This is a genomic window from Curtobacterium sp. VKM Ac-1393 (assembly GCF_015350995.1).
Taxonomy (GTDB): Bacteria; Actinomycetota; Actinomycetes; order Actinomycetales; family Microbacteriaceae; genus Curtobacterium.
This window is the reverse complement of sequence record NZ_JADKRW010000002.1, coordinates 380,347-397,600: the sequence shown is the minus strand read 5'-3', so window position 1 is coordinate 397,600 and position 17,254 is coordinate 380,347. Positions and strand designations below refer to the sequence as shown.

Annotated in this window: 19 protein-coding genes; 11 read left to right on the top strand and 8 right to left on the bottom strand. The window is 70.9% G+C overall.

Going from position 1 to position 17,254, the window contains the following annotated elements:
- Position 1: 1 nt before the first annotated feature.
- The gene (lnt, locus tag ITJ59_RS05730; RefSeq protein WP_323749413.1) at positions 2-1,594 is read left to right on the top strand and encodes an apolipoprotein N-acyltransferase; all 1,593 of its coding nucleotides are present in this window, start codon (positions 2-4) and stop codon (positions 1,592-1,594) included.
- Between the two features lie 120 nt (positions 1,595-1,714).
- Positions 1,715-2,065: an RNA polymerase-binding protein RbpA gene (locus ITJ59_RS05725; protein ID WP_111084006.1), complete on the top strand. Its 351-nt coding sequence runs from the start codon at positions 1,715-1,717 to the stop codon at positions 2,063-2,065.
- A gap of 72 nt (positions 2,066-2,137) precedes the next feature.
- Here the strand turns inward: ITJ59_RS05725 and ITJ59_RS05720 are convergent, their stop codons facing one another.
- Together ITJ59_RS05720 and ITJ59_RS05715 are read right to left on the bottom strand one after the other, a co-directional pair.
- Entirely contained in the window at positions 2,138-3,367 is a 1,230-nt protein-coding gene (locus ITJ59_RS05720; RefSeq protein ID WP_194650153.1) for an SPFH domain-containing protein, read from the bottom strand.
- A complete protein-coding gene (locus ITJ59_RS05715; protein ID WP_323749412.1) occupies positions 3,364-3,837 on the bottom strand; it encodes an NfeD family protein in 474 nt (157 codons plus the stop codon). Before ITJ59_RS05715 ends, ITJ59_RS05720 begins: the two co-directional genes overlap by 4 nt.
- 154 nt (positions 3,838-3,991) lie before the next feature.
- On the opposite strand from ITJ59_RS05715, the gene ITJ59_RS05710 reads away from it, so the two are divergent.
- From ITJ59_RS05710 to ITJ59_RS05690, 5 genes are all read left to right on the top strand, one after another.
- Complete coding sequence (locus ITJ59_RS05710; RefSeq protein ID WP_194650152.1) at positions 3,992-4,753, top strand: SDR family oxidoreductase; 762 nt, start codon at positions 3,992-3,994, stop codon at positions 4,751-4,753.
- 10 nt (positions 4,754-4,763) lie between these two features.
- The gene (locus ITJ59_RS05705; protein WP_194650151.1) at positions 4,764-5,219 is read left to right on the top strand and encodes an NUDIX hydrolase; all 456 of its coding nucleotides are present in this window, start codon (positions 4,764-4,766) and stop codon (positions 5,217-5,219) included.
- A 257-nt stretch (positions 5,220-5,476) separates the two neighbouring features.
- Positions 5,477-7,870, top strand: a complete 2,394-nt coding sequence (locus tag ITJ59_RS05700) for an ATP-binding cassette domain-containing protein (protein ID WP_194650150.1) — start codon at positions 5,477-5,479, stop codon at positions 7,868-7,870.
- 120 nt (positions 7,871-7,990) lie between these two features.
- Positions 7,991-8,257, top strand: a complete 267-nt coding sequence (locus ITJ59_RS05695) for a hypothetical protein (RefSeq protein WP_194650149.1) — start codon at positions 7,991-7,993, stop codon at positions 8,255-8,257.
- Positions 8,258-8,353: 96 nt separating this feature from the next.
- On the top strand, positions 8,354-8,509 hold the full coding sequence (locus ITJ59_RS05690; protein ID WP_185003001.1) for a hypothetical protein: 156 nt from the start codon (positions 8,354-8,356) through the stop codon (positions 8,507-8,509).
- Positions 8,510-8,870: 361 nt separating this feature from the next.
- Here ITJ59_RS05690 and ITJ59_RS05685 read toward each other — a convergent pair whose 3' ends face one another.
- Positions 8,871-9,902 carry an alcohol dehydrogenase catalytic domain-containing protein gene (locus tag ITJ59_RS05685; RefSeq protein ID WP_194650148.1) on the bottom strand — a complete coding sequence of 344 codons (1,032 nt, stop codon included), beginning with the start codon at positions 9,900-9,902 and terminating at the stop codon, positions 8,871-8,873.
- 120 nt (positions 9,903-10,022) lie between these two features.
- On the opposite strand from ITJ59_RS05685, the gene ITJ59_RS05680 reads away from it, so the two are divergent.
- Complete coding sequence (locus ITJ59_RS05680; RefSeq protein WP_194650147.1) at positions 10,023-10,472, top strand: GNAT family N-acetyltransferase; 450 nt, start codon at positions 10,023-10,025, stop codon at positions 10,470-10,472.
- Positions 10,473-10,616: 144 nt separating this feature from the next.
- Here the strand turns inward: ITJ59_RS05680 and ITJ59_RS05675 are convergent, their stop codons facing one another.
- Positions 10,617-11,297 carry an SDR family NAD(P)-dependent oxidoreductase gene (locus ITJ59_RS05675; protein WP_194650146.1) on the bottom strand — a complete coding sequence of 227 codons (681 nt, stop codon included), beginning with the start codon at positions 11,295-11,297 and terminating at the stop codon, positions 10,617-10,619.
- Between the two features lie 102 nt (positions 11,298-11,399).
- Here ITJ59_RS05675 and ITJ59_RS05670 point away from each other — a divergent pair, with 102 nt between their 5' ends.
- Entirely contained in the window at positions 11,400-12,251 is an 852-nt protein-coding gene (locus ITJ59_RS05670; protein WP_194650145.1) for a helix-turn-helix transcriptional regulator, read from the top strand.
- 102 nt (positions 12,252-12,353) lie between these two features.
- Positions 12,354-12,800 (top strand): hypothetical protein, encoded by a 447-nt coding sequence (locus tag ITJ59_RS05665; RefSeq protein ID WP_194650144.1) that lies wholly within the window; start codon positions 12,354-12,356, stop codon positions 12,798-12,800.
- Positions 12,801-12,823: 23 nt separating this feature from the next.
- Here the strand turns inward: ITJ59_RS05665 and ITJ59_RS05660 are convergent, their stop codons facing one another.
- On the bottom strand, positions 12,824-14,050 hold the full coding sequence (locus ITJ59_RS05660) for a beta-ketoacyl-[acyl-carrier-protein] synthase family protein (protein ID WP_194650143.1): 1,227 nt from the start codon (positions 14,048-14,050) through the stop codon (positions 12,824-12,826).
- Positions 14,051-14,105: 55 nt separating this feature from the next.
- Between ITJ59_RS05660 and ITJ59_RS05655 the strand changes: the two genes are divergently transcribed.
- A complete protein-coding gene (locus ITJ59_RS05655; RefSeq protein WP_194650142.1) occupies positions 14,106-14,714 on the top strand; it encodes a TetR/AcrR family transcriptional regulator C-terminal domain-containing protein in 609 nt (202 codons plus the stop codon).
- Between the two features lie 24 nt (positions 14,715-14,738).
- On the opposite strand, the gene dhaM is transcribed toward ITJ59_RS05655, so the two are convergent.
- Genes dhaM through dhaK form a run of 3 tightly spaced genes read right to left on the bottom strand, consistent with a single transcriptional unit; the run spans position 14,739 to position 17,133 of the window.
- A complete protein-coding gene (gene dhaM, locus ITJ59_RS05650; protein ID WP_194650141.1) occupies positions 14,739-15,461 on the bottom strand; it encodes a dihydroxyacetone kinase phosphoryl donor subunit DhaM in 723 nt (240 codons plus the stop codon).
- Complete coding sequence (dhaL, locus tag ITJ59_RS05645) at positions 15,458-16,099, bottom strand: dihydroxyacetone kinase subunit DhaL (RefSeq protein ID WP_194650140.1); 642 nt, start codon at positions 16,097-16,099, stop codon at positions 15,458-15,460. Before dhaL ends, dhaM begins: the two co-directional genes overlap by 4 nt.
- Positions 16,100-16,131: 32 nt before the next feature.
- Positions 16,132-17,133: a dihydroxyacetone kinase subunit DhaK gene (gene dhaK, locus ITJ59_RS05640; RefSeq protein ID WP_194650139.1), complete on the bottom strand. Its 1,002-nt coding sequence runs from the start codon at positions 17,131-17,133 to the stop codon at positions 16,132-16,134.
- Positions 17,134-17,254 lie beyond the last annotated feature (121 nt).

Sequence of the window (17,254 nt, the reverse complement as noted above, 5' to 3'; positions counted from 1 at the left end):
GGTGCGGGTTCCGGAGACCGGTGTGCGCGGGGTGCCCGCGCGCCTTGGCCGCGGTGCGGTCGCGGACGGCCCGTTCGCCGCGCTGCCGCTGGGCACGGCGCTGCCCCTGGCCGTCATCGGCGGGGTGCTCTTCGCGCTCGCGTTCCCCGCGCCGGGCTGGTGGTTCCTGGCCTACCCCGCGCTCGCCTGCATGCTGCTCGCGGCGATGGGTCAGCGCGCCCGCCGGGCCGCGTGGTTGGGCTACCTGGCCGGCGCCGCGTTCTGGATCCCGGCCATCTCGTGGGCCGGGCGCTACCTGGGCCCGGTCCCGTGGTTCGCACTCGCGTTGTTGGAGGCCGCGTTCTTCGCCCTGGGCAGCGTGGCCATCGCCCTCGCGTACCGGTGGGTGGCGCGCGTGGTGCCCTCGACCGCCGGGCGCGTGTGGGGCCTCCCGGCCGTGGTCGCCGCACTGTGGACCGGACGCGAGTGGTTCTCGGGGAGCTGGCCGTACGGCGGCTTCGCCTGGGGGCGGGTCGGCCTGTCGCAGTCGCAGGGGCCGTTCACCCACCTGGCCGCGTACGTCGGGGTGCTCGGCGTGACGTTCGTCGTTGTGTACTGCGTCGCGGTCGTCGTGTCACTCGCCCTCGTGTCACCCCGGACACCGGGCGCGACCATGCGGCTGCCGATGCGGGTGGCGACCGCCGGCCTGCTCGTCGCCGCCGTGCTGGCGGTCCCGGCGTGGCCGACCGCGACGTCGGGCACGATCCGCGTCGAGTCGGTGCAGGGCAACGGACCGGCCGGGTACTTCGACCGGGCCGCTCCGGGTGACGTCCTGGCGTCGCAGGTCGCCGCCACCGACGTCGAGGCGAAGGACGTCGACCTGGTGGTCTGGCCCGAGGCCTCGGCGGAGTTCGACCCGCGGCAGCAGCCGGTGATCGCGTCGTCACTCGACGCCGTCGTCGACTCGGTCGACGCACCACTCGTCGCCGGGGCGATCACGCAGACCCCGTCCGGGGTGCTGCACAACACCTCGTTCGTGTGGACCGCCGACGGGTGGCAGTCGTCCTACGACAAGAAGCGACCGGTGCCCTTCGGCGAGTACGTGCCGGACCGGTGGTTCTTCTCGAAGCTCGCTCCGTCGCTGATCGGCCTGCTGCAGCGCGACTACACCCCGGGGACGAAGCCGAACGTGCTGCCGGTGGCGGGGATCAAGGCCGGCATCGCGATCTGCTTCGACATCGTCGACGACGGGCTGACCCGCGACATGGTCCGCGGGGGAGCGCAGGTCATCCTCGCGCAGACGAACAACGCGGACTTCTCCGGCACCGACGAGAACCTGCAGCAGCTCGAGATCGCACGGATGCGAGCGGTCGAGACCGGTCGGTCGCTCGTGAACATCTCGACCGTCGGGGCATCGCAGGTCATCGATCCGTCAGGGCGCACGATCGACCGGGTGCCCGAGTACACGGCGACCTCGATGGTGACCGATGTCCCGCTCGGCACCTCGACGACCCCGGCGTCGCTCGCCTCGGGGTCGATCGTCCTGTTCCTGTCACTCGGTGGGCTGCTCGTGCTGCTCGCGTGCGCCCCGTGGGGGCGTCGCCGCCGCTCGTGAGCGCCACCGTTCCTGTGCGCCGGGGTCGTGCACTGGGAACGGACTGTGAATGCGCCCAACCGGGAACGGTGGCACGTGGGACAGTGTTGTGGAGGGCAGACGAGCGAGAGGAGCACACACATGGCTGATCGGAGTCTCCGCGGCATGCGGCTCGGGAGTCAGAGCCTCCAGAGCGAAGAGGGCGTCGAGCTCTCGGACCGCAAGCGTGCGGTCTACCAGACCGATTCGGGGGAGACCTTCGACATCGTCTTCTCCGCAGACGCAGACGTGCCCCAGACCTGGTCGGAGCCACGCTCGGGCCGCGAAGGCCGACTGCTCGGCGACGACGGCATCCCCGTCGAGGTCGCCGCAGAGGACGTCAAGGCTCCTCGCACCCACTGGGACATGCTGCTCGAGCGCCGTTCGCGCGAAGAGCTCGAGGAACTCCTCGAGGAGCGCCTGCAGGTCCTGCGCGCGCGGCGCGGCGCCTGACACCACCTGACACGAACGACGATGCCCGCCCCGGTTCCCCGGGGCGGGCATCGTCGTTCGTGGTGATGCGGGTCAGCGTCGTCCGGAGCCGTCGCTCGTGCGGTGCCCCGACGCTTCGTCGTTCGGGTGCTGCGCGGCGTCGCCCTGCGGGGCCGGTGCGTCGTCGACCTTCTCGGCGGTCGCGTCGTCGGCGGCTGCGAGGTGCGCGTCGACGCTCCGGTTCGACTCGGCCAGTCGTGCGTCGAGGTCGGACTCGGGGACGATGTCCGCGGCGGTGGCATCCGCACGCGGCATCGTCGTTTCGGCCGACCCGGCGGCCGCGGTGTTCGCAAGGCTCTCGTTCGCGAGCTTGGAGATGCGGGAGAGGAAGTCGCCGCCCGAGCCGGCGCCGGCGACCGGGCCGCTGCCGCTCCGTCCGCCGGAGAAGCCCTTCGCGATGCCGGACAGCGCCTCGGTGAACTCGCTCGGGATCATCCAGAGCTTGTTCGCCGTGCCCTCGGCGATCTTCGGGAGCATCTGCAGGTACTGGTACGAGAGGAGCTTGTCGTCCGGATCACCGGTGTGGATGGCCTCGAAGACCGTGGCGATCGCGGACGCTTCACCCTCGGCACGGAGCACCTGGGCCTTGGCGTCACCCTCGGCCGCGAGGATGGCGGCCTGCCGCTGCCCCTCGGCCTCGAGGATCTGGGACTGCTTGGTGCCCTCGGCCTGCAGGATCGCGGCACGACGGCTCCGCTCGGCACGCAGCTGCTGCTCCATGGCGTCCTGGATGGACACGGGCGGCTCGATGGCCTTGAGCTCGACACGGCCGACGCGGATGCCCCACTTGCCGGTCGCTTCGTCGAGCACGACGCGGAGCTGACCGTTGATGTTGTCGCGGCTGGTCAGCGCCTCTTCGAGGTTGAGGCCACCGACCACGTTGCGGAGCGTGGTGGTCGTGAGCTGCTCGACCGCACCGAGGTAGTTCGCGATCTCGTAGGTCGCCGCACGGGCGTCGGTGACCTGGAAGTAGACCACCGTGTCGATGGAGACCACGAGGTTGTCCTCGGTGATCACGGGCTGGGGCGGGAACGACACGACCTGTTCACGCATGTCGAGCAGCGGCCGCAGGCGGTCGATGAACGGCACGAGCAGGTTCAGGCCGGGCGCGAGTGTCTTGTGGTACTTGCCGAGGCGCTCCACGACGCCCGCGGTGGCCTGCGGCACGATGCGGATCGCCTTGGCCAGGACGACGATCACGAAGATGACGACGACGAGGATGAGCACGAGCAGCGCGATCGTCCCCGGGGAGATGCTGGTCACGAGGTGGCCCTTTCTGCGAGGCGCACGACCGCGGTCGACCCCTCGATCGACTCGACGACCACGGGGGTGCCGAGTGGCGGTGTGCGGTCGATGGCGCCCACGGCGAACCGTGCGCTCCAGGTCTCGCCGTTTGCCAGGCGGACCTGGCCGGGAGCAGAGGTCGTGAACGCGACCGCGACCGTGCCGGGGAGCCCGATGAGCCCGTCGACGTTGGTGCGGTGCGGGTCGGCACCCCGGCCGAGCATGAGCAGGAGGCGCGGTCGGACGAGCGACAGCAGCACCAGGGCGAACACCGCGGAGACGATGGCGGACAGCCACCACGGTGCGCCGAGCAGGGCCGCGACCAGGCCGCCGGCGGCGCCGGCCGCGAGCATGATGAAGATGAAGTCGAGGGTGAAGATCTCGACCACACCCAGCAAGAGCACGAGTCCGATCCAGACGATGCTCTGGATCCAATCGATTCCGTTCACGCGATCTCCCTCCCTTGGTCGCGAGCGGCGGATCGCTGCGTCGCGACGGCCGGTACAACTCCGTTCAACATATCAGGAGGGTCCGACGGCCACCCAGCCGATTGGTAGGCTCGGTGCGCCCGACCGGCCGGAACCAGACCTGGAGAACACGACTGTGAGCAACCCCCTCGCCCCCGGATCCCTCACCGACACGCGCGCCGTCGTCACCGGCTCGTCGCGCGGCATCGGCGCCGACACCGTCGGGTACCTGGCCGAGGCCGGGGCCAAGGTCGTCGTGAACTACCGCAACAAGGCCAAGCGCGCCGAGCAGATCGCCGAGAAGGTCGTCGCGGCCGGTGGATCCGCTCTGGCGATCGGCGCCGACCTGACCGACCACGGGTCCGTGCAGGCGCTCGTCGACACCGTCGTGGGGGAGTGGGGCGGCATCGACCTGCTCGTGCTGAACGCCTCGGGTGGCATGGAGTCGGGCCTGGGCGAGGACTACGCGCTCCGCCTGAACCGCGACGCCCAGATCGACATGCTCCAGACCGCCGTGCCGCACATGCCCGCGGGCTCCCGTGTCGTGTTCGTCACGAGCCACCAGGCGCACTTCGTCGAGACCGCCGAGACGATGGACGAGTACGTCCCCGTCGCCAAGAGCAAGCGTGCTGGTGAACTCGCCCTGCGTGAGCTGATCCCGCAGCTCGAGGCCGCCGGCATCGAGTTCGTCGTCGTCTCCGGCGACATGATCGAGGGCACGATCACCGCCACCCTGCTGAACCGCCTGAACCCCGGCGCGATCGAGGGTCGTCGGCAAGAGGTCGGCAAGCTCTACAGCGTGTCGGAGTTCGCCGCCGAGATCGCCCTGGCCGCGATCGAGCCGATCCCCGCCGACCACACCAAGCTCGTCGGCGACGTCAGCGGCTTCGTCGGCTAGCGTCGGGCGGGTGACTGCCAAGCCCGGCCTGCGCCGTACCTCCCGGATCATCCTGCTCGACCCCGAGGGTCGCGTGTTCCTGATGGACACGAACTCGCCGTCGTCGGACGGGGCCCACCGCTGGATCACGCCGGGCGGTGGGGTCGACCCGGGCGAGGACCACCGTGACGCCGCGATCCGCGAGCTGCGCGAGGAGACCGGCATCGTCATCGACGACCCGGGCGAGCCGGTGTGGTCCTGGGACTTCACCGTCGACTGGGACCTCGCCGACCACGACCGTGGCCACAGCGAGTTCTACGTCGTGCGCACGCCCGGGTTCGAACTGTCGGACGCCGAGTGGACCGACGACGAGCGGGTCGACATCCTCGCGTCGCGCTGGTGGACCGCCGACGAGCTCGACGCCACCGACGAGGACTTCGAGCCGGCCGAGCTGCCGGACCTGGTCCGCCGCTTCGCCGAGGTCTGACCGAGGGGCGCGGGTCGGGGCGCTGCGCCCCGCGCACGGTGCCGGGTCCGTCGGTCGGTGCCGGGTTGGTGGCCTGGTGCGCGCTCGTGCCGCTGCACGGTGCGCGGAAGCGCGCACGGGGTGAGAAGGCGCGCACGGTGCGGACGGGAGGCGCGGTGCGGGCTCGACCCGTGCCTCCCGTCCGGTGGTGGGTCGCGTCCACCGCACGGTGCCGGGGCGCCTTGTCGGTGTCGGTAGGCGCCGGTACGCTGATCGACATGCACACCGGTTCCGGTGACGATGACGCACCGAGCTCGAGCGTGCACGCCGCCGACGGCCACGACCGCATCCGTGTGCGCGGAGCCCGCGCCAACAACTTGCAGGGCATCGACGTCGACCTGCCGAAGCGACGATTGACGGTGTTCACCGGTGTCTCCGGTTCCGGCAAGAGCTCGCTCGTGTTCGGCACCGTCGCCGCCGAGTCGCAGCGGATGATCAACGAGACCTACAGCGCCTTCGTGCAGGGGTTCATGCCGTCGCTCGCGCGACCCGACGTCGACCTGCTCGACGGCCTGACCACCGCGATCGTCGTCGATCAGGAACGCATCGGTGCCGACCCGCGCTCGACGGTCGGCACGGCCACCGACGCGAACGCGATGCTGCGGGTGCTGTTCAGTCGTCTCGGCCAGCCGCACGTCGGCGGCCCGAACGCGTTCTCGTTCAACCTGGCGACGGTGACCGCCGGGGGAGCGATCACCGTGCAGAAGGGGAAGGACGCCAAGGCCGAGAAGGTCTCGTTCACGCGGCTCGGGGGCATGTGCGCCGACTGCGAGGGACGCGGGCTCGTCAACGACATCGACCTGACGCAGTTGTTCGACGACTCGAAGGCGCTCGGCGACGGTGCGATCACGATCCCCGGGTACGGAACGGACGGGTGGAACGTCCGCATGTACGCCGAGTCGGGGTACTTCGACAAAGACACCCCGATCCGCGACTTCACCGAGCGGCAGCGTGCGGACTTCCTCTATCGCGAGCCCACCAAGCAGAAGATCGCCGGCATCAACATGACGTACGAGGGGCTCGTCCCCCGGGTCCGCCGTTCGCTGCTGCAGAAGGACCGCGAGGCGATGCAGCCGCACATCCGTGCGTTCGTCGACCGTGCGGTGACCTTCACGACGTGCTCGGCGTGCGGTGGCACCCGGTTGAACGAGACCGCTCGGTCATCGAAGATCGACGGGAAGAGCATCGCCGACGTCTGCGCGATGCAGATCACCGACGTCGTCCCGTGGCTGCGGGCCATCGACGACCCCGGCGTCGCGCCGCTGCTCGACGGACTCCGCGACCTGCTCGAGTCGTTCGTCGAGATCGGCCTCGGCTACCTGTCGCTCGACCGCCCGACCGGCACGCTGTCCGGGGGAGAGGGGCAGCGCGTCAAGATGGTGAAGCACCTCGGCTCATCGCTGAGCGACGTCACCTACGTCTTCGACGAACCGAGCACCGGGCTGCACCCGCACGACATCGAGCGGATGAACGGGTTGCTCCTGCGGCTCCGCGACAAGGGCAACACCGTGCTGGTGGTCGAGCACAAGCCCGAGGTGATCGCGATCGCCGACCACGTCGTCGACCTCGGTCCCGGTGCCGGGACCGGTGGTGGGACGCTCTGCTACCAGGGCCCGGTCGACGGACTGCGGGGGAGCGGGACCATCACCGGCCGGCACCTGGACGACCGTGTCTCGGTGAAGCCCACCGTGCGGACGTCCGACGGGGTGATCTCGATCCGCGGCGCCTCGGCGCACAACCTGCAGGACGTCGACGTGGACGTCCCCACCGGGGTGCTCACCGTCGTCACGGGGGTCGCCGGGTCGGGCAAGAGCACGCTGATCCACGGGTCGCTCGCGCCGCGCGAGGACGTGGTGGCCATCGACCAGAGCGGGATCCGTGGTTCCCGGCGCAGCAACCCGGCCACGTACACCGGCCTGCTCGAACCCATCCGCAAGGCGTTCGCGAAGGCCAACGGGGTGAAGCCCGCGCTCTTCAGCGCCAACTCCGAAGGGGCGTGCCCCGCGTGCAACGGTGCCGGCGTCGTCTACACCGACCTCGGCATGATGGCCGGCATCGCCACCCCGTGCGTGGAGTGCGACGGCAAGCGGTTCGACCAGTCGGTGCTCGGCTACCACCTCGGCGGCAAGGACATCAGCCAGGTGCTGGGCATGTCCGTCGCCGATGCCGCGGAGTTCTTCGCCGAGGGGCCGGCGAAGCTCCCCGCGGCGCACACGATCCTGGCGCGCCTGGCGGACGTCGGTCTCGGGTACCTGACGATCGGACAGCCGCTCACCACCCTGTCCGGCGGTGAACGCCAGCGGCTGAAGCTCGCCACACACCTGGGGGAGCGCGGCGGCATCGTGGTCCTCGACGAACCGACCACGGGTCTGCACCTGGCGGACGTCGCCCAGTTGCTCGGGCTGCTCGACCGACTCGTCGACTCGGGCAAGACCGTCGTGGTGGTCGAGCACCACCAGGCCGTCATGGCGCACGCCGACTGGATCATCGACCTCGGGCCCGGCGCCGGGCACGACGGCGGTCGGATCGTCTTCGAGGGGACGCCCGCAGAACTCGTCGCATCCCCCTCGACCCTGACCGGGCAGCACCTGGCGGCCTACGTCCGATCCTGAGGCGGGGGACAGACTCGCGCTCGGAAGCTGAGCGTTCCCGGTGTGGATCGGATAACGTTTGATCGACGCTCACGATCGGCTGCCCGGCCTGGATCGGCGTCTTCATCGAAGGAGCACTCCATGTCCAACCCCGGAAACACGCCCGCGAAGTCCAACACGTTCGGTGTCGTCTCCCTGGTGCTCGGCATCGTCGGCGTCGTCGGCGGCATCTTCATCGCCCTGATCGGCGTGGTCGCCGGCATCGTCGGTCTCGTACTCGGGATCCTCGCACGCAAGCGCGGGGGGAGCCGTGGCACGGTCCTCGCCGGCATCATCCTGTCGGTCGTCGCGATCGTCATCGGCATCATCGGCTACATCCTGGTGGGCGTGCTGCGTTCGCAGATGTGACGCGCTCCGGATCGTGAGCAGAAGAGGTCGAGTCCGTCATCGGAACTCGACCTTTTCTGCTCACGCGATCGGCATCGGTGGCGTACCGTGCCGCGCATGAGCTACAGCCAGCCCGACCCAGCCGAAGAGACCACCCAGAGCGAGACGCCGGAGCAGCCCGACACCGACCAGGAGAACCTGGAGGAACAGGGCGGCGAACCGGCGGCGCTGGAGATCGACGCCGACGACGTGCCGACGAAGCCCGCCGACTGACGGTCTGCCATCGAGTGAGCAGAAAACGTCGAGTGGCAAGACTTGACCCGTCGTTTTCTGCTCTCTGGGCGTTCTGAAGTGGGCGCCGATAATGCATATTATGTCAACGCAGGTCCTGACAGGGGCTCCCCGTGCGTGAACTCGTGCTGAAGATGTCGATGTCGTTGGACGGCTTCGTCGCGGCTCCCCGCGCCGAGTCGGACTGGATGTTCCGCGGTGGCAGTCCTGACTCGTTGGCCTGGGTGCGCGACATCGTTGCGCCGACCTGTCCGACGAGCTCGACCTGGACCTCGTCAGCTGCACGGCGTTCAGCGGCGGGGCGCTCGGGCTGGTGTACCGACCAAAGCGCTGAGCACGCGGGTCAGACGACCGCCACCGTCATCCCGGCAGAGGTGGCGGGCTGATCCATCTCGAGGATGGCCTCCGGCAGATCCTCGAAGGTGATGGTACGTCCGATCGATTCCTGCGGCCGGAGCCTGCCGTCCACGACGTCAGCGAGCATCGCGGCGTACTCCCCCACGGAGATGCCGTGGCTGCCGAGCAGTTCGAGTTCGTCGGCGATGACTCGCCCCATCGGGATCGCTGGTGCGGCTTCGTCGTCGAGCAACAGGCCGACCTGCACGTGACGACCGCGCGGGCGCAGGGAAGCCACCGCGGCGACGGAGGTCGCTCGGCTCCCGAACGCATCGATCGAGACGTGTGCGCCGCCGTCCGTGATCGCGCGGACGGCGGCGACTGCCCCGTCGTCAATCGGGACTGCGCGAGCGCCGAGTGCGACTGCCCGTTCGAGTGCCGCCGGCGAGACGTCCACCGCGACCACCCGGGCTCCCGCGGCCACCGCGACGATGATCGTCGACAGCCCGACGCCGCCACACCCGAACACGACCACCCACTCCCCTGGTGCGACCCTGCCTCGGGCGCGCAGTGCGTGGTACGCCGTCCCGAACCGGCACCCGAGCGCGGCGGCCTCGGCGAACCCGACGGCGTCGGGCAGCGCGACCACGTTGACATCGGCATGCGGCACGACCACCGAGTCGGCGTACGACCCGGGCAGCGTGAACCCCGGCTGCTGCTGGCGGGTGCACACCTGGGTGGCACCGTCGAGGCACTGCGGGCACGTCCCACAGGCGAAGACGAACGGTGCGGTCACCCGGTCACCGACCGAGACCCGAGTCACGGACGCCCCGACGGACGACACGACGCCGGCGAACTCGTGCCCGGGTACGTGCGGCAGGCGGACCGAGTCGTCGTGCCCCTTCCATGCGTGCCAGTCACTGCGGCACACCCCGGTCGCGGCGACCCGGACGACGACGCCGTGGTCCGGTGCCACCGGGTCAGGCAGGTCGACGATCGAGGGGACGGATCCGAACTGGTCGTACTGGACGGCGCGCATCCCACAATCGTCCCAGATCGAGTCCGGTCTGCGTCCACAGGAGCATCCTGGTCGACGCGCTGTCCACCGAGGCCGCATTGGCCGTTGCTCGTGGGTGGCGACCACCGGTTCACTGGTGCCGTGAACGAACCGAGCCCACTGCGCTTCTCCGCCGATCCCGACGACCTCGATGTCGCCCGTGTGCACCGCTGGCTGAGCGAGGAGTCGTACTGGGCACGGGGCCGTGACCTCGCCACCCAACAGGCGATCATCGCCGGGTCCCGCAACTTCGGCGTCTACGACGAGGACACGGGTCAGCAGCTCGGGTACGCCCGGGTCATCACCGACGGGGTGACGTTCGGCTGGCTGGCCGACGTCTTCGTCGATCCGGAGGCCCGTGGCCGTGGGGTGGGCGTCGCCCTCGTGCGAGGCGTGACCGAGGCGATCGAGCCGCTCGGCCTGAAGCGGTTCGCGCTCTTCACCGCGGATGCCCACGGGCTCTACGAACGGTTCGGTTTCCGCCCGCTCCCCGACGCCGACGGCTGGATGATGCGGCCCGGCCCGGGGTTCGGCGCTGACGTGCACGACTGACGGAGCGCTGGTGTCGTGCGGCGAGTGAGCAGAAGACGTCGAGTGGGAGCACCCGACCCGACGTCCTCTGCTCACTCGACGGTGCCCCGGAACCGGAACCGGAACCGGAACCGGAACGGGAACGGAAGCGCGCCCGCGCGCACCTCAGTACTCGATGCGGCCGTCCCGGTTGTGGAACTCCCCCGTCGGCCCGTCCGTCCCGATGGTGGCGAGTGCGACGGTCGCGTCCGTGCCCTCGGTGATCGTCTGGTGCCCGCCGAACCCGTTGAACTCCGTGGCGGTGTACCCGGGGTCGCTGGCGTTGACTCGGAACTCCGGCAGGTTCTTCGCGTACTGCACGGTCATCGCGATCACGGCCGCCTTCGACGCCGCGTACGGCACGGCCGGCACGGGGTACTCGTCGTGGCCCGGTGTCGTCAGCCACCGCGTGAAGCCGACGCCCGAGGCGACGTTGACGATGACCGGTGCAGCGGACCGGCGCAGGAGCTGCAGAGCGGCCTGCGTGACCCGCACGATGCCGGTCACGTTGGTGTCGAGCACGGTGGCCATCGCGCTCGCGTCGAGGTCGTCGACCCCGAACGACGTCCCGAGGATGCCGGCGTTGTTCACGAGGACGTCGAGTTGCGGGATCGTCGCGGTGGCAGCGTCGATGCTGTCCTGGTCGGTCACGTCGAGCTGGACGACGTGGGCACCGAGGGCTCGTGCCTCGTCGCCCGTGGCGGGATCGCGCATGCCGGCGTACACGGTGTGGCCCGCGTCGATCAAGCGGCGGACGGTCTCGAGTCCGAGGCTGCGGTTGGCTCCGGTGATGAGTGTCGTTGTCATGCCCCCACTCTCCGCCCGAGCGGCTGACTCCCCCAGGCACCGTGCGACGGTGGGACCGGCAGTACCAGGACGGACGGGAGGCGCGGGGCCAGGATGGTGGGCATGAGCGAGTTCGCGAGTGTGTTGCGTTCCTGGCGGGACCGCGTCCGTCCCGAAGAGGTCGGCCTGCCGGCCGGCCCGGGCCGGCGCACGCCGGGCCTCCGCCGCGAGGAGCTCGCAGCGCTCGCGCAGGTGAGCGTCGACTACGTCGTCCGACTCGAGCAGGGCCGCGCGACGAACCCGTCGCCGCAACTGCTCGCCTCGCTCGCCACGGCGCTGCGACTCAGCGGCGAGGAACGCGACCACCTGTTCCGGGTCGCCGGTGTCGCTCCGCCGTCCCGCCAGGTCGTCCCGCGCCACATCACGCCCGGCGTGCAGCGGCTCGTCGACCGACTGGGTGACGTCCCGATCGCGGTGTTCACGGCCACGCACGACATCGTCCTGTGGAACGACCTCTGGGCCGCGCTGAACGGTGATCCCTCGCGGGCTGTCGGGATCGAGCGCAACCTGGTGTGGCGGCACTTCATGCACGCGCACGACGGCGTCGAGTGGGACGATGAGCACCAGGAGGAGTTCTCGAGCGACCTCGCGGCCGACCTCCGACAGGCGTCCGGACGCTACCCCGCCGACCGCGACCTGGCCGATCTGGTCGCACGACTGCGCCGGGAGTCCCCCGAGTTCGAACGTCGCTGGGACACCGGACGGATCGCCGAGCACCGGGCGAGCCGCAAGCAGGTGCACACCCCCGTCGGCCCGATCGAGATCGACTGCGACGTGTTGACCGTGCCCGGCGGCGACCTCCGGATCGTCGTCTACACGGCTGTCCCCGGCACCGAGGCTGCCGCCAAGCTCGACCTGCTCCGCGTCACCGGCCTGCAAGCACTCGGCGCGGACCCGTCACTCACGCCCGGGTGAACACGACGAGTCGTTCGTCGCCGCCGGGTGATTGCGCGGGAGGAGGGTTCCGCGCCACTCTTGGACCGTGCCACCGACCGCCGGTGCCGCCGAGGGGGAACCATGTCCGTGACGCCTGTCCACGAGCTGATGCCGCGGGTCACCGCCCTCAACGTTCCGGGGGCGCCGTACGTCTACGCGGTCGAGGGCACGACCATCACGGGGCGCTGGAACTTCGACGACCCGGCGCTCGCCGGATCGCTCGGTGACGGCGGTGCATCGGTGAACTTCCGCTACGTCGTCACCCTCGATCCGTCGACGGGGACGTTCCGCTGCTCAGAGCGCGACGCCGGCTACAACAACGGTGCGTTCCGTGCGTACCGCGGGTACAGCCGCAACTACAACGTGAACCTGTTGACCCTCATCGTCGCGCTGGTGCGCCGGGCCGAGCGCAAACGTCGAACCGGCAGTGCCGCGGCGCCGCACCGGTTCCGGCAAGAGGAACTCAAAGCGCCGCTCCGGGCCCTGCTGGAGCGGTCCGGCTGGCGGCGGCGTGGCCTGATCCGCTGACGGAGCTCCCGCTCGCGGCGGGCTCAGTGGCCGGCCGTCGTGAACACCAACGATGCGTTCTGTCCACCGAACCCGAATGAGTTGTTGAGCGCAGCCCGCATCGTCGCCGTCCGGGCCGTCCCCGCCACCACGTCCAGGTCGATCGCCGGGTCGAGCTGCTGCAGGTTCAGCGTCGGCGGCACGACCCCTGTCTCGAGCGCCCGAAGCGTCAGGATCGTCTCGACCGCCCCGGCCGCACCGAACATGTGCCCGATCGCGCTCTTCGGCGCGGTCACGATCGCACCGGTCCCCACGGCGCGGGCGATGGCCGCAGCTTCACCGACGTCCCCGACCGGGGTCCCGGTGGCGTGCGCGTTCACGTGGTCGATGTCCGTTCCGGTGAGCCCGGCCATCCGGATCGCGGCCGTCATGGCGCGCTCCTGTTCGCTGCCGTCCCCGAGCGGGGCGGTGATGTGGAACGCGTCCGAGGTGATGCCCCACCCGGCCAGGGTGCCGTGCGACCGCTGCGCCCGGGCCGCGGCGTGCGTCGCCCGCTCGAGGACGACGAACCCGGCGCCCTCACCGAGCACGAATCCGCGACGTGCAGCGTCGAACGGCCGCGACAGGGTGGTGGGGTCGTCGCCGTCGGGCTTCGCGAGTGCCTGCGACTGCGCGAACGAGGCCATCGTCACCGGCGTCACCGCGGCCTCGGTCCCGCCGGCGATCACGACGTCCGCTTCACCCGTGACGATCAGCCTCGCTGCCACCGCGATCGCCTCGGCACCGGATGCGCACGCTGAGACGGTCGTGTAGGCGCCCGCTCGCGCGCCGTACGCGATGCTGATCTGCGCAGCGGCCCCGTTGGCCATGAGCATCGGGACGGTCCGGGGCGACACGCGTCGTGCGCCCGAGGTCGCGAGCACGTCGTGTGCGTCGAGCAGGGTCTCCACTCCCCCGACGCCCGTGCCGACGACCACTGCGAGCCGGTCGCCCTCGACGGCCGGTGCGCCGGCGTCGGCCCAAGCCTCGGCCGCCGCGACGAGCGCGAGTTGCTGGCTGCGATCGAGCCGGTTCGCCCGGACCCGTCCGAGCGCGGACTCGGCGTCGAGTGCTGCGTCGGCGCCGACCATGATCGGCACCTGCTCCCAGAGCGGTCCGTCTCGGTGCAGTTCGTGCACGCCGGAGCGCCCGGCCACCAGGGCGTCCCACAGCGGCGCGACACCGTGGCCGAACGGAGAGACGGCGCCGTAGCCGGTGATGGAGATGTCCACGAGTGCTCCTTCTTGTACGTTGAACAAGTGGAGTTGTACCACGTACAATTCGGAGATGGCAACCACCGACGGCACCGGGACGACCCGCGGCGCAGCGACCCGGTCGAGGATCCTCGCCGCGACCGCCGGGATCCTCAGCGCGGGGGCGGCCGGTGACCCCGGCGGAGTGCGCACAGCACGCCACGCCGTCACCGTCAGCCAGATCGCCCGTGCGGCCGGCGTCTATCCGAACCAGGTCACCCACCACTTCGGCTCGAAGGACCGCCTCGTCCTCGACGCCGCCTTCGCGCTCTTCCTCCGCGACACCTCGCGCCTGCAGGCCGCCGGTCGGCGCGCCGGGTCCGCGGACGCGTTCCGCCAGGTCCTCGCGCGCACCGCGCTCGCGATGCCGTCGACGCTGCTCGTCGTGCGCGCGCTGGCCGCCGCGGGCGATGACGACGCACGACGAGCGCGTGTGCGACTCCTGCTCGCGGTCCTGTTCCGGCAGTCGGAGCGCTACCTCGAACGGATCGTCGCGGAGCACGGCTGGGCGAGCACGAGCGGCGTCGACCGTGACGCCCGCACGTTCTGGAGCGCCGTCTTCGGCGCCACGCTCCTCGCTGACGCGGGCGTCACCGGCGGCCCGTCGGACCTCGACCTGGCCGGCACGGTGTCCATCCGCTGAGCACGGGACGACGAGCTGGGACGCCTACTCGCCGAAGCCACTCCGCACCAGCTCGACCAGCGCATCCACCGCTGCCTGCGCGTCGGCGCCCGTCGCCTCGATCGAGACGGTCGCACCCTTCGGCAGCGCGAGCGCCATGATCGCCAGCAGGCTCTTCGCGTCCACGCCGTTCACGTGCACCGCTGCGTCGTACTTGGCCGCCGTCTTGACGAACTCCGCCGCGGGGCGGGCGTGCAGGCCGGTCTCGTTCACCAGTTCGACGCTCTCGGACGCGGCCACCGCGTCGACGCTGGCGGCCCCGGCACCCGGCACCGGGCCTCCCGGCTGGTCACCAGACGGACGGGAGGCACGGCTCGCGTCGTCCGCGGACCCTGCGGCGGACGCCGCAGCCGCGAGCACTGCCCCCGCGTCACCACCCGTCTGGGCCGCGACGGCCGCGGCGACCGCGCCCTCGACGAGGGGTGCCTGCGAGACGTGCACGCGGGCGCGGACGTCGTCGTCGAGGAAGTCGAGCGCCGTGTCGGTCGTCAGGTACGCCGAACCGAGGTCGCACAGGACGACGACCGCGTCGGCGTCCGAGAGTTCCTCGATGCCCGCGGTGATCGCCTCGAACGAGGTCCCGATGCCGCCGTCGTCGGTCCCGCCTGCGGCGACGAGCGGCACGTCGGCCGCCATCTGCCGGGCGAGCTCGACCGTGCCGGAGGCGATCGCCGCGCTGTGCGAGACGATCAGGATGCCGACGGTCACGCCGCGGCGCCCGTCGTCGCGTCGACTGCGGCGCGCAGGATGTACGCGGTCGACTGTGCACCCGGGTCACGGTGCCCGACGGCGCGTTCGCCGAGGTAGCTCGCGCGACCCTTGTGGGCGACGAGCGGTTCGGTGGCCGCGGCGCCCGCGGCGGCGGCGTCGGCCGCGGCGGCGAGCACCGCTGCCGGGGCGTCACCGGCTGCTGCGGCTGCCGTGGCGGCATCGACGGCGGGCGTCCAGGCGTCCACCATCGTCTTGTCGCCGACGGCGGCCTTGCCGCGGGACACGACTCCGTCGCGAGCTGCTGCGAGCACGGCGACGAGCGTGTCGGCGTCGAACTCGGCAGCGTCACCGGCCGCCTGGGCGGCCTTCAGGTACGCGGTGCCGAACAGCGGGCCGGCGGCACCACCGACGGTCGAGATGAGCTTCGTCGCGACCGCCTTCAGGACGGCACCGGGTGTGTCGAAGGAGCCGCTGTCGACGGCCTCGAGCACGGCACGGAAGCCGCGGTCGAGGTTCTCACCGTGGTCGCCGTCGCCGATCTCCCGGTCGAGCGTGACGAGCTCGGCCCGGTGTTCGTCGATCGTCGCAGCGGTGCGACGGACCCAGTCGATGGCCCATGCGGTGTCGAGCGCCAATTCGTGTTCCTTCCTGGATGGTGAGCGGTGGTTCAGCGGCCCCAGCGCAGTGCCGGGGTCTCCACCGGTGCGTCCCAGAGTGCGGTGAGTTCGTCGTCGAGCACCGTGACGGTGAGCGAGAACCCCTGCATCTCGAGGGACGTGACGTAGTCACCCACCAAACTACGCGTGACGTCGTACCCGCGGTCCGTCAGCACCTCGGCGGCGCGTCGGTACACGATGTACAGCTCGGACAGCGGAGTGCCGCCCATGCCGTTGACGAGCAGGAGCAGCGTCGACCCGGCCGGGGCGTCGAGGTCGGTGAGGATCGGTTCGAGCACGCGGTCGACGAGCTGGTCGGCAGGCGCCATCGGGATGCGCTCGCGCCCCGGCTCGCCGTGGATGCCGATGCCGAGTTCGACCTCGTCGTCGGCGAGCGTGAAGGACGGCTCACCCGCGTGGGGCACGGTGCCGGACGCCAGGGCGAGGCCCATCGACCGCGTGACGTCGTTGACGTGGCGGGCGACCGCGGCGACGGCGTCGAGGTCGTCGCCCCGTTCGGCAGCGGCGCCGGCGCACTTCTCGACGACCACGGTGCCGGCCACGCCTCGTCGACCGGCCGTGTAGAGGGAGTCCTGCACGGCGACGTCGTCGTCGACCACGACGGCCTCCACGCGGATGTCGTCCATCTCGGCGAGCTCGGCGGCGGTCTCGAAGTTCAGGACGTCGCCGGTGTAGTTCTTCACGATGTGCAGGACACCCGCGCCACCGTCGACGGCCTTGGTCGCCGCGACGATCGGGTCGGGTGTCGGACTGGTGAACACCGGGCCCGGGACGGCTGCGTCGAGCATGCCGTACCCGACGAAGCCGGCGTGCAGGGGCTCGTGTCCGCTGCCGCCTCCGCTGACGATGCCGACCTTGCCGGCGACGGGAGCGTCGGCGCGGTGGATGTGGATCGGGTCCTCGACCAGCACGACGTGCCCGGCGTGTGCCCGGGCGAAGCCCCGGACGGTCTCGTCGACCACGGCCTGCGGGTCGTTGATGAGCTTCTTCATGCGCGTGCCTCCGCGGGTAGGGGGCCGAGCAGAGGCGAACTACACACCGCCGTCGTCGACCGGATGCGGCCCAATCTACATCCGACGAGCGAGCGGCCGTCCGGGTGGACTGCACGTTCGT